The 12307-nt window shown below is 73.2% G+C and carries 7 protein-coding genes and 2 pseudogenes; 3 read left to right on the plus strand and 6 right to left on the minus strand.

Annotated elements, in window-relative coordinates:
- Both FNH08_RS30370 and FNH08_RS30375 read left to right on the plus strand, forming a co-directional pair.
- Nucleotides 1-4275, plus strand: a 4275-nt coding sequence (locus FNH08_RS30370; protein ID WP_152774734.1) for an SAV_2336 N-terminal domain-related protein, incomplete at its 5' end; no start/stop codon positions are given.
- A gap of 154 nt (nucleotides 4276-4429) precedes the next feature.
- Nucleotides 4430-5467, plus strand: a complete 1038-nt coding sequence (locus FNH08_RS30375; protein ID WP_152774735.1) for a rod shape-determining protein — start codon at nucleotides 4430-4432, stop codon at nucleotides 5465-5467.
- Between the two features lie 57 nt (nucleotides 5468-5524).
- Here the strand turns inward: FNH08_RS30375 and FNH08_RS30380 are convergent, their stop codons facing one another.
- Together FNH08_RS30380 and FNH08_RS30385 are read right to left on the minus strand one after the other, a co-directional pair.
- Entirely contained in the window at nucleotides 5525-5974 is a 450-nt protein-coding gene (locus FNH08_RS30380) for a GNAT family N-acetyltransferase (protein WP_322725775.1), read from the minus strand.
- A gap of 458 nt (nucleotides 5975-6432) precedes the next feature.
- A pseudogene (locus tag FNH08_RS30385) lies at nucleotides 6433-6975 on the minus strand (NmrA family transcriptional regulator); the annotation flags it as partial.
- A 183-nt stretch (nucleotides 6976-7158) separates the two neighbouring features.
- Between FNH08_RS30385 and FNH08_RS52360 the strand changes: the two are divergent.
- Nucleotides 7159-7398: pseudogene (locus FNH08_RS52360) on the plus strand (winged helix-turn-helix transcriptional regulator); the annotation flags it as partial.
- Between the two features lie 17 nt (nucleotides 7399-7415).
- Here the strand turns inward: FNH08_RS52360 and FNH08_RS30395 are convergent.
- The 4 genes from FNH08_RS30395 to FNH08_RS30410 all read right to left on the minus strand — a co-directional run.
- A complete protein-coding gene (locus FNH08_RS30395; protein ID WP_152774737.1) occupies nucleotides 7416-7640 on the minus strand; it encodes a hypothetical protein in 225 nt (74 codons plus the stop codon).
- 116 nt (nucleotides 7641-7756) lie between these two features.
- Complete coding sequence (locus FNH08_RS30400; protein ID WP_152774738.1) at nucleotides 7757-8566, minus strand: zinc metalloprotease; 810 nt, start codon at nucleotides 8564-8566, stop codon at nucleotides 7757-7759.
- A gap of 149 nt (nucleotides 8567-8715) precedes the next feature.
- Nucleotides 8716-11799 (minus strand): glycoside hydrolase family 2 TIM barrel-domain containing protein, encoded by a 3084-nt coding sequence (locus tag FNH08_RS30405; protein ID WP_152774739.1) that lies wholly within the window; start codon nucleotides 11797-11799, stop codon nucleotides 8716-8718.
- Nucleotides 11796-12307, minus strand: a 512-nt coding sequence (locus FNH08_RS30410; protein WP_228034451.1) for a glycosyl hydrolase-related protein, incomplete at its 5' end; no start/stop codon positions are given. The genes FNH08_RS30410 and FNH08_RS30405, both read right to left, overlap by 4 nt.

Genomic DNA, 12307 nt, shown 5'->3' on the forward strand with positions numbered 1-12307 from the left:
CCCCCGATGCTGTCCCACCCCCTCGCCCTCCAGCGCGCCCTGCGCCCCCTCAAGCGCCGGGTCCCCGCGCCCTTCGGGCAGGAGGTGGACGAGGAGGCGACGGCCCACCGCATCGCCCGGCTCGGCGCGGCACCCCGGTGGTGGCAGCCCGTCCTGCGCCCGGCGACCGAACGCTGGCTGACCTTGCACCTCGTGGACGACTCCGGTCCGACCATGCCCGTCTGGGGCCCCCTCGTCCGCGAACTGCGCACGGCGCTCGCGCAGTCGGGCGTGTTCCGGACGGTGGAGTCGCACCGGCTGGCGGCCGACGGCACGGTACGACGGCCGGGTTCGCAGGAGTCGTACGCCGACGGCCGCACCGTCACGCTGATCGTCTCCGACTGCATGGGCCCGCAGTGGCGGGAGGGCGCGGCGGGCGACCGCTGGTACCGCACGCTGCGGCGATGGGCCGCGCGGATGCCGGTGGCCGTGGTCCAGCCGCTTCCGGAGCACCTGTGGCGCACCACGGCGCTGCCCGCCGCGACCGCTCGGCTCTCCGCCCCTTCCCCGGCGGCGCCCAACTCGGCGTACGAGGTGGAGTCGTACGTCACGGACGTGGCCGAGCCCGGTTCGCTCCCCGTGCCCGTCCTGGAACCCTCGGCGCCCTGGCTCGCGAACTGGTCGAAGCTTCTGGGCCGGGCGGGCCAACTGCCGGGTTCCGTCGCCCTGTTGGGGCCGGTGCCTCCTCTGGACCCGGTCGACGAACTGGGCCGCAGCGACGTGGAGCGGCTCTCGCCGGAGGAGCTCGTCCTCCGCTTCCGCTCCGTGGCGTCGCCGGAGGCCTTCCGTCTCGCCGGCCATCTCGCTCTCGGCCGACCCGAGTTGCCGGTGATGCGGCTCCTCCAGGCCGCGATCGAGCCCGAACCGCGCCCCCAGCACCTGGCGGAGGTGATACTGAGCGGCCTGCTGACCACGGTGCCGGGGCCGGCCGGGTCGTACGCCTTCCGCCCCGGTGTGCGCGAACTGCTCCTGCGTACCCTGCCGCGCACGGCCCACGGGCGGACGTCCGAACTCCTCGCTCGCGTGGGCGCGTTGATCGACGAGCGGGCCGGAGTGGCGGCCCGGGAGTTCCGGATCGCGGCGCCGGGCGACGGGGACGTCCCGGCACGGGGGGAGCCGTTCGCGGCGGTGCGGGCGGAGAGCCTGCGGCGGCTGGGCGGGGCGCCTGCGGGGGACGCGCGGGTGGTGCTGGGCAGGTACCGGCTCGTGCGGCGCCTGGGCATGAGCTCGCCGCAGGCGTGGCTGGCCCAGGACACGCGCCTCGAACGGGTCGTGGTGGTGTACGAGTACTCCTCGCGGCGGGAGCACGAACCGTTCCTGGAGAGGGCGCGCCTCCTCGCCGGCATCCGGAGCCCACACGTGATCGCGGTCCACGACCACGGCGTCGAGGGCGATGTCCCGTACCTGGTCACCGAGTTCGTGGACGGTGTCTCCGTGGCCGAGCTCACCGCCGAGGGCGGCTTCCGGCTGCCGTCATGGCTGATGGCCCCCCTGGCGCGCCAGGTCGCGCAGGGCCTCGAAGCCGTGCACGAACAGGGCTTGGTGCACGGCCGGTTCGCTCCGCCCGCTCTCCTGCTGTCCCCGGACGGCACGGTGAAGATCACCGGCTTCGCCCTGGGGAACGTCCACGGCCGCACCGAGTCGAAGGACCTGGAGGACTTCGGCCGCCTGCTGATCGATCTGGGCGGAGGGCTGGCGACGCCCGACGACAGGCCGAAGCCCCGTCTTCCGCGTCGGCTCGCGCTGTTCCGGGCCCGGTTCCCGGTGGCCGCCGACCGGCTCCTCAACCCGTCTCTCGACGTACAGCGCCAGGGCAGGAGCCTGTTCCTGGCGCCCTCGTTCACCGAGGTGCTGGACGCGGTCGCCGCGGACCGGTACCAGTACCGTCTGCTCGGCCCCGTGCGCATCAGCCGGCAGAACCCGCGGCCGATCGGCGACGGAGCGCCCCAGGCCCTGCTCTGCATGCTGCTCCTGCGCAACGGCAGGACCGTGACGAACGACGAACTCATCGAGGGCCTGTGGGGACAGCACCCGCCTGAGCACCCCCATCGCGAGCTCGCCGTCCTCGCCTCGTCCCTGCGCACCGCCCTCGGCCCCGGGCTCCTCGCCACCACGGCGGACGGCTACGCCCTCCACGCGAGACCCACCACCATCGACGTACTCCGCTGCGAGGACCTCGTGGCCAGGGTGAAGTCCCGCCGCGCCGAGGGCGATCCGGCGGCGGCGCGCGCGTCCCTCCAGTACGCCCTCGACCTCTGGCACGGCGACCCCCTCGACGGCGTCCCCGGCCCCGCAGCCGGCGCGGCGCGCACCCGGCTGCGCGCCCTCCGCCTCTCGCTTTACGTCACTCGCGCCGAACTCGACCTGGAACTGGGCCACTTCGAGCAGGCCGCAGCCGACCTCGCCCCCCTCCTCCAGGAGTACCCGGACCACGAGGACCTCCGCCGTCTGCACACGCTCGCCCAGCGCGGCGCCCCCGAGAGCGGCCGGGCGACCCTCACCGTCGAGATCACCGGCGCGGACCCGCACCCGGACGCCCATCGCCTTCTGGGCCGAACCCTCCCCTGGCTGCTCTCGCTGGGCGACCTGGACCCGAGCCGGTACGAGCTGCTCGCCCGCGACAACGGATACGTGGTCGTGACCGAACCCGGCGCCCCCGTGCTGCCCGTCCTGCACGCGGTCCTGCGCGAGCTGCCCGGCGCGCTGCTGGAGGTGGACGGGCCGCCGGGGATCCGGGTGACCTTCTGGCACACGGCTCGGTTCGCCCGGGCCGACCACCCGGCCGCGCCCCCGGACCTCCGGTCCGCGCTGGGCCAGTCCCCCACGGACGTCGTGGTCGTGCTCTCCGCGGTCCTGTACCGGGAGCTGACGGCCGCCACCGGCCTCCCCGTCGACACGGCCGGGTTCCGGCCTCTGCGCGGACCGTCGCCGGACGCCCCGCCCCTCGCCTGGTACCTCCCGCTGGACCTCCCGGAGCCGGCCCCCGAGCCCGGGCAGCGCGATCTCGTGCGGGGTCCCTTCGCCGTCCGCCATCTCGCGCAGATCCGCCCGCCCCGCCAGGGCCGCAGCGCGGTCGTGTACACCGAGCCCGACGGCACGCCGACCGTGCTCGACCCCGACGGACCGCACCTCGACCGTCCCGTGCCCTCCCGGATCACGTACTACGAGGTGGATCTGACCCCGCAGCAGGCCGCTCGGCAGCTGCTGCTGCCCGGTGCGGGCCGTACCACGTTCGTGGCGTCGGCCGAGCTGTCCTGGCAGGTGGACGACCCGCTCGCGTTCGTGCGCGGCGAGTCCTCCGACGTGGCGGAACAGCTGTTTGAGCACCTCGCCCGGGAGGCCGCGCGCATCACCCGGCGTCATCCGCTGCGCTGGGCGGGCACGGCCCAGCGCGCCGTGCACGAGAGTCTGCGCGGATGGCCGGTCCCCGGGCTGTCGGTGACGTTCGCGATGCGGCTCTCGCCCGGCCCCTCACCGCGGCTGGACCAGATCACGCGGGACAGGGGCGAGGGCACGGCGCCCGCGGACGATCTGGCCCTGGTCCTCGCCGACACCGAGTCCGTCCTCCTGGGCTTCGACGGCACCCTCGCCCGTGTCCCGGCGAGCCGCCGGACCAGGATGGCCGACGCCCTGACCACGCATCTCGACGAGCTGCGCCGTTCCGACGACGCGCCGGACGGCGCGGAACCACTCCTTCAGGGACCTCCCGCGCACCTCCGGGAGGAGCACCCCGACCCGCTGGGCCTCCTGCGCTCCCTCGCGGACCACCGTCTGGCACCCGAGATCGGCCGCGCGCTCGACGGGATCGAGCAGCGGCACCTCGGAGCCGCCGTACCGACGCCCTTCGCGGGGCCCCTGGTCTACGCGCTCGCGGACCGGGGCCTGGGCGTCGCCGTCGTCACGGACCACTCGTCCGACGCCGTCGCCGCCTACCTCGCGCGGCGGGGGCTCACCGGGCCGACGTCCGGAGGAGTCCACGGCCGCTCCGACGACCCCGCCCTCCTCCTGCCGCACCCCGACTGCCTGCTCCGGGCGCTGGAGCGGCTGGGCACCGCGCCGGACGACGCCGTCCTCATCGGCTCGTCCGTCGTCGAGCTCACCGCCGCGTCCGCCCTCGGTCTGCCGTTCATCGGGTACGCCACCGGCCAGGAGGAGGAGCGGCGGCTGCGGGAGGCAGGCTGCCGGTACACCGTCACGTCTCTGGAACCCCTCCTCAAAGCGGTCCGCCCCGCCTGACCCCCTGTCAGCGACACGCGACACCACCCCGACACCACCCGTCCGGCCGCACCCCACCCGGCCCATCCAGAAGGGCGCCGCACCCCTCCTCCGGCACACGATGCAAGAAGACCGCCACCCAGGACCACGCGGTCCGTGCTACCGGGAGGACCCCATGACCGCCAGGCTGGATCAGCTCCGCCGCTGTCACTTCGCCGTCGACCTGGGCGCGTCCCGAACCCGTGTGTACGTGAAGGGCGCCGGCCTGGTCGTCGACCAGCCGAGCGTGGCCGCCGTGAACACCAGGACCGGCGCCCTGATCGCGGTCGGGGAACTCGCGGAGAGGATGACGGGGCGTACGCCCCACTACATCAGGGTCGTCCGCCCCGTGTCGGGCGGCAACGTCGTCGACATCGAGATGGCCCAGCGCATGCTGCGCCACCTGCTCGGCGACAAGGTGCGCCGCACGCTGCGCCGCAAGGCCTTCCTGCGCGCCGCCGCCTGCACCCCGAACGACGCGGACCCGCTCGGCCGGCGCGCGGCGATCGAGACGCTGGTGGGCCTCGGCGCCCGGCGTGTCGAACTCGTGGACACGCTCATCGCCGCCGGGGTCGGCGCCGGACTGCCGGTCGAGCGCCCGGAGGCCACCATGATCATGGTGTGCGGTGCCGCCGCGACCCAGCTGGCCGTTGTCTCACTGGGTTCGATCGTGGCCTCCGAGCGCATCCCGGTGGGAGGTGACGCCGTGGACCACGCGATCGTCCAGCACCTGCGCCACCAGCACGAGCTGATCCTGCCCAGCCAGTCCGTACGGCCGCTCCAGCTCGCCCTGTCCGGCAACGGGCTGACCCCGCAGGGCCCCGCCTCCACCGAGATCCACGGGCTGGACGTCGCCACCGGGCTCGCCCGGTCCGTCAAGGTGGACACCGCCGCCGTGCGCGACGCCATCCAGACGCCGTTCACGGCGTTGTTCGACGGCATCGGCAAGGTACTGCGGGACTGCCCGCCCGACCTCGTGGCCGACCTCGCCGACCGCGGGATCATGATGGTCGGCGGCAGCGCGCTGCTGCCGGGTCTCGACCAGATGCTGCGACAGGCCACCGGCATGCCGGTGAGCATCGCCGAACGCCCCGAACTGTGCGCCATCGAGGGCCTGGGCGCCATGCTGGAGGGCCGCGTCGAACCACTGGAGCTGAACCTCCCGGCGGAGTGAACCGGGAGCCGTTGGCGGTGTGAGCGGCGGCCCGTGGTCCGCCTGGTGGGTCGCCCGTCAGGCCAGGCGCAGGTCGATCCACGGGATCGTGTCGCCGTCCAGCAGGTAGCGCTCGATCTCGACGAAGCCGTGCTTCAGCGCGAAGCGCAGTCCGTCCGTGTTGGACTCCAGGACGACCGTCTCGATCACCCGGGCGCCCAGCTCCCGGGCCCGCTCCAGCCCGCGCGCGTACAGTTCCTCGCCGAATCCCTGCCGCCGGTGCCCGTCGAGCACGCGGGCGATCACCGTGGCCGTGGCCGTGTCGTCCTCGGGCGGCCGGACCGTGGAGTTGCCGACGAGGACGCCGCCGACGTGGGCGAGTTCCAGGTGGTGGCGTCCGGCCCGCCCTCGGACGTCGTCCAGGGAGAGGAAGTGCGTGGGAATGATCGTGTTGTGAACGTGCTGCCAGTCCTCGAGGTCCTCGAGAGGGGCGTCACCGTCCACGCGTCTGATGTGAAGGTCGGTCACCACCGCAGCACATCGGACGAGCCCACGGGACGTCAACCACAATTCCGGGTGACGGTGGGCCCCGTGATCAACTGCCGTTCGCGAGGCCCGCGTCGAGGCCCCTGTTCAGTACGGCAGAACCCGTCCCGACGGCGTCCTCCGGTCGATCGTGAGGTCGCGCGGGGCGGAGGGCCGACGGCTGGTACGGATGCGGATCCGGCGGTTCATGACGGCCTCCTCATGCCTGTGCCCGGTTCGTCGGGTACCGATGTCCCGGGGCTTGTCCGTGCCCGGTGCGACCAGCCTCCTCGCCGCCGCAGCCGGGTACATCGTGCCCACGGTGACACTTGTCATGCCTCCGAAGGAGGAGTGATCGGAATCGCCGCACGCCCGGGGAACCACGCGGCCCCCTGCACACGCCTCCGGGAAGACCCCGAGCAGCCCCCGAGATCCCGCTCCCTACCAGCCTCTACCTGCCCCTACCGGAACGCGGCGACGTGACGCCGGGCCCAGTCCGCGAAGGTACGGCCCGGCCGGCCGAGCACCCGCTCCACGTCGGGAGACCCGCCGCTCGGCGGGCGTGGGCGCGCCGAGGATGGCGAGGGTTGTCCCGACGACGGGCTCCGGCATGAACTCCAGTATCCGCGCGCGGGCTTCGTCCTCGCTCAGCTCGACGAACCGCACCGGCTCACCGAGCGCCTCCCCGAGTGCCCGGACCTGCTCGCGCGGCGTGACGAGGCCGGGCCCGGTCAACTCACGCACCTGCCCGGCGTGTCCGCTCCCGCGCAGCGCCACGGCGGCGGCGACGGCGGCGATGTCGTCGGGATCGACGACGGGCAGGCCCACGTCCCGAACGGCGCGCTGACGGTACGCCGTTGACGCACCACCCGCCCGACGCCGCCGGCCTCGGCGACGTCGAGGATGTCCCGCGGGCTCAGCCGATGGGCACTGGCCCCACCGTCGTGCAGGAACAACGCACCAGCGCCGTCGAACACCGTTCCTGGAGACTGAGCAGGAGTGAGACCGACTCAGCCGCACGCCACCAACGGTCTTGGGCGCACTGGTCCCCGGCGTACTCAACCCCGGGGCGGCGACACGCATCCTGTGCGTGGTCCGGACCCGGGAGGCCAGTTCCCTGCACGACCTGGCCAGGTGGGTACGGCCAGAGGCGACGGGGAGGCCCCGAACCATCACCCAATCGAGCTGAGCTGCAGCGCCGCATCACCACGATCACGCCGAAGGTCCACACCCAGTGCCTGCGCCGGCTCGAACGCGACGGCCTCGTCGAACGCGCCTACCACCCGGAGGTCCCGCCCCGCGTGGAGTACGACATCACCCCGCTCGGCCGCAGCCTGGCCCCGCTCTTCGCCCACCTCGCCGACTGGGCCACCGCGAACCTCCCCAGGGTGGAACAGCCCCGCGAGAACTACGACGCGGACCCGGCCCGCTGGAACCCGGCACCTCAGCTCTCGCCGTCCGAAGCCTCGCCGCGCCGCTGCCGGCCTCTGCCCACGGCGGCACCGACGGCCGTGCCCAGTGCGAGACCGAGTGCGAGTCCCAGGCCGAGGTTTCCCATGAGCAGCCCGAAGGCGACTCCGAAGCACAGGCCGATGGACATGCCGGTCGCGAGCGCGCCGCCGACGGCGGAGCCGCTGCCGGGCTCGCCCTCTTCTCCCTTTCGTTCCATGTGTTCATCCTGCACGACGGCAGCGAACGCCCGCGGCCCCCGGAACGAAAGCCGATCCGGGGGCCGCGGACTCGTACGCTTCCTGGACTCCGGCTCCCCTGACGATCAGGTGCCGATCAGGTGCCGGGCTTCGGGTACAGCTGGTTCAGGACGCCGAAGTCGTCCGACGACGGGTGTTGCGGGAACTCCGGGTCGGACATGCAGCTGTTGGTCGAGTTGTTGGCTTCGAGGCCCAGGGCGTGTCCCATTTCATGGCAGGCGACGCTGCGTCGGGCAGCATAGGTGTTCGGAGTGATCTGGTCGTTGAGCTTGACCGTGACCGTGCCGAAGTAGCCGTTGGAGGTGGTGGCCTCGGTCACGCCGTACCAGTCGGTGCCGTAGCTGCCGTTGTACACGTTGACGCAGTGGCGGCCGCCGCCGGGACAGCCAGCGGTGTACCAGCGGTAGTACGCGTCGATCCCGGGCGCCTGGTACCAGTCGACCTGAGCGTCGGTCACCGGCCAGGAGTCACTGGTGTGATCCAGGAAGTACACCTGCGGGTCGTTGAACGGCCCGTAGTCCCACTTGTGTCCGCACCACGCGGCGGCGGTGCCCACGAACGGCGCACAGCGGGCGAGAATCGTGGCGCTCCTGGAGCCGGGCTCCTGTACGCCGCGGACACCCTGCCGACGCAGGGTGTCCCTCAGCTCGTCCGCGGTCACGCCGGGCGCGGGGCTGTAGACGGCGGTGTAGGTGGTTCCGTCGGATCGCGGCTGGACGACGTACACAGCGTGGTCGTCGGCCGATCCAGCGGCCGATCCGGCAGCCGATCCAGCCGCCGTCGGTGCTGCCGAAGTGGTCGATTCGGCGTGCCCCGCCGGCGCGGACAGGGCCACCACCAGTGCGGCAGCGGCCAGTCCGATGGCGACTCTGGCTCTTCGTAACATGCCTTGTTCCCCCTCTGCCGGCGACCGTGCCCGCTGTCTTCGGAGCGAGGCATCGAACGGTCACCGAACAGCAGCAACGGTGACATGAGCTCATCAAGTGGGACAGAGGGTGATTCGGACACTTGGGAGCGCGTGAACGTCGGATGTGCTCAGCTCTCGTGCAGCGTCCACGACCATCGGTAGGTCCCCGGCCCTGCCTGGTAGGCGGGCAGGGTGTCCGGGCCGCAGGAGGCGGTGCCGACTCCTCGGTGGGCTGCGTCGAGGTGGACGGTGACGCACGGCCGGGCGGTGAGCTCGTCGTGGTGGCGGGCGGCGGCCAGGTCGGCGGCGGTGTAGTGGGTGAGTGCGACCTGGCGGGGTGTGTCCAGGTGCACGGTGAGGCCGGTGCCGGAGTCTTCGCCCGTGGTGAGGGAGAACCAGCGCACCCCGTGTCTGCCGCCGCTCTCCTGGGGCCGGAGGTAGGGGGTGAACAGCTCCCGCACCGGTGCGCCGTAACGGCCGACCGGCCCGCCCGCGCACCGGTCGGGGTACGTCTCTCCCGGGCCGTGGCCGAACCACCGCGCCTGGTCGAGTCCTTCGGCAGCGGTGAAGACCGTCCCGACCCGGGGCAGGTCGTCCAGCCCGTCCGGGATCACCGCGGTCTCCTCGACCAGGAGCGTCCCTCCGGCGAGCGGGGTCAGCACCTGCTCGTGAAGGACCGTACCGGCCGCCGTGAGGTACTCCGCGCGGACGACCACGCGTTCGCCGTCCCGCGTGATGTCCCGCTTGATGTCCGTCAGTGAACGCGCCGCGGACGGCAGGCCCTGCTCCGCCCAGCGGTCGGCGGCTCCGCCGAGCCGGTCGTTGTCGGTGGGGGCACGCCACAGGCTCAGCACGGGTGGGGCGGCCAGCCGGGGGTGGACGAGCAGCCCCTGGTCGTCGACGCACACCGGTGAGACCGACTGCCCCGGGTCGTCCACGCACACCGGTGACGCCGACCGCCCCCGCACCGTGGCGCGGGCCGGAAGTCCGCGTGCCTCACCGCGCAGCCGCACCTGCGGGGCGCACACCTCGGTGCCGCGCGGCGCCCAGGCCTGGTCGGCGGCGGCGCGGACGGAGAGCGTCAGCCATGCCTCGCCCGCCTCGGGCAGCCGGGCGAGCAGCTCCGCCGGGATCGGGAGCGCCACGCTCTCCCCCGGCCCGAGGCGCGGCAGCAGCGCCGGGGACCGGACGGCGGCGGAGTCCGTGGTCTCCAGCCGCCACTCGCCGGTCAGCCACGCCAGGTCGCGGAAGTGCTGGTGATTGGCCATCAGGACGTCACCGGAGTCGAGCAGTCGCAGCCGCACGGGTGCGGCGATCTCCCGGTGCTCGTACATCGCGGGTTTGGGCGTACGGTCGGGCAGGACCAGCCCGTCCGCGCAGAAGGCGCCGTCGTGGGGGTCGTCGCCGAAGTCGCCGCCGTACGCCCAGCGATAGCCGGGTGCGGCGATCCCGGCCGCGTACCCGTCGGCGGTACCGGGACCCGCCGGGCGGCCGGCGCCCGGTCCGTCGGCGACGCGCTGCAGGATGCCGTGGTCCCAGAACTCCCAGACGAAGCCGCCTTGCAGGCCGGGGGTCGACTCGATGGCTGTCCAGTAGTCGGCGAGGGAGCCGTTGCTGTTGCCCATGGCGTGCGAGTACTCGCAGAGGATCAGCGGTTTGGTCTGCTCGCCCGAGGCGGCGTGCGCGACGATCGCGTCGATCGACGTGTACATCGGGCAGATGATGTCGGTGGCGGTTCCCGGCCGCGACCAGTCGGAGCCGAGCGCGCCCTCGTACTGCACGGGGCGCGTCGGGTCGTAGCGGCGCAGCCAGCCGGCGGCGGCGTCGTGGTTCGGGCCGTAGCCGCTCTCGTTGCCCAGCGACCAGACGACGACGCTCGGATGGTTCTTGTCCCGGCTCGCCATCCGCGCCACCCGTTCGAGGAAGGCGGCGCGGTAGCCGGGTTCGTGGGCGATCTCGTCGTAGTGGCCGTGGCTCTCGATGTCGGCCTCGTCCACCACGTACAGGCCGAGTTCGTCGGCGAGGTCGAGGAGCGCCGGGTCGTTGGGGTAGTGGGAGGTGCGGACGGCGTTGAAGCCGAAGCGCTTGATGACGGTCAGGTCGGCGCGCAGGTCCGTCTCGCTGAGGACCCGGCCGGTGAGCGGGTGGAAGTCGTGCCGGTTGACTCCCCTGATGAACACCCGCTCGCCGTTGACCAGCAGGTCGCGGCCCCGTATCTCGACGGTCCGGAAGCCGACGCGGCAGCCGGCCTCGTCGGCGACCGTGCCGTCGGGGTGGTGGAGCCGCACCGTCAGCTCGTACAGCTCGGGTGTCTCGGCCGACCAGGGGCGCACCTCCGGGACGGTCGCCGTCAGGGTGGCCCCGCCCCGCCAGCCGGAGCTCCTGTGGTCCGGGACGGCTTCGGCGGTGAGCGGCTCGTCCAGGTGCTCCGGGCTGTCCAGACTCTCCGGGCTCGTCACTTCCTCCAGGCGTCCGGAGACGTACCAGCCCGCGGGGAGGAGCCCGCCGGTGTGCCGTACGTCGGTGTCGACCCGTAGCCGCCCCGTGCCGCCCTCGGCCAGGTCCGCCGTCACGCGGAGGTCGGCGAGGTGCAGCGGGTCGGTGGCGTACAGGAACACCGAGCGGGTGATGCCGCCGTGCCACCAGTGGTCCTGGTCCTCGACGTAGGTGGCGTCCGACCACTTCACGACCGTCAGCCGCACGGTGTTGGACTGCCCCGTGCGCAGGGCACCGGTGACGTCGAACTCGCTCGCCAGGTGCGCGTCCTTGCCCGCCCCGACGGGCTCCCCGTTCACCTCGGCGATCAGCACGCTCTCGGCGGCACCCACGTGCAGGACGACCCGTCGGCCCGCCCAGCGCTCCGGGACGTGGATCTCGCGCTCGTGCACCCCGGTGGGGTTGACGGGCGGCAGGTGGGGCGGGGGCTCGGGCCAGGGCATCTGGAAGTTGGTGTACTGCGGCAGGTCGCCGACGCCGTGGATGTCGTCGAAGTCCTGCATGGTCCAGCATCCCGGTACCTGAAGTCGCGACCAGTGGTCGGCGGGCTCCGAGTCGGGGCTCGGCAGCAGCTGGAAGCGCCAGTGGCCGTCGAGGGCTACGCGGTCGCCGTGGTCACCACGGGGGACGGCGTGCAGGGGCAGCCGCCGCCAGCCGCTGACGTCGGGGGTCTCCCACAGGCGCAACGGGAGAGCGAAGGCGAGGGAGCGGGTCATGCGTATACCTCCAGAGGGTGAGGTGCGCGCACGTACCGCAGGGTGACGATCTGGAACGGCCGCAGCGACAGCTCCACCGTTCCCGTTCCGTCGTCCCGTACGGAGGTCACCGCCGCCCGCTGCGGCCCGTCGTCCCACGGCCGCTCCAGCAGGTCCGTCTCCACGACCCGGGCGGCCTCGAATCCCGGTGTGAGCACGGCCCGCGCCCGCCCGCCGTGCGCCTCGTACAGCCGGACGACCACGTCACCGGAGCCGTCGTCGGCCAGCTTCACGGCCTCCACGACGACGGCGTCGGCGTCGGCGCCGCCGACGGCCACCAGCGGAGCGACCCGCGCGTCGCCGGGCACCTCGCGCTCCGGAAGGTTGACGCGGTATCCCTCGCGGACGGCGTCGGCGATGCCCGCGCCCGGAACGAGCGCGTAGCCGAACCGGTGGACACCGCTGTCGGGGTCCGGGTCGGGGAACGTGGGCGCACGCAGCAGCGACAGCCGGACGGTCGTGGTGATAC

This window comes from Streptomyces spongiae, from assembly GCF_009377185.1.
Taxonomy (GTDB): domain Bacteria; phylum Actinomycetota; class Actinomycetes; order Streptomycetales; family Streptomycetaceae; genus Streptomyces; species Streptomyces spongiae.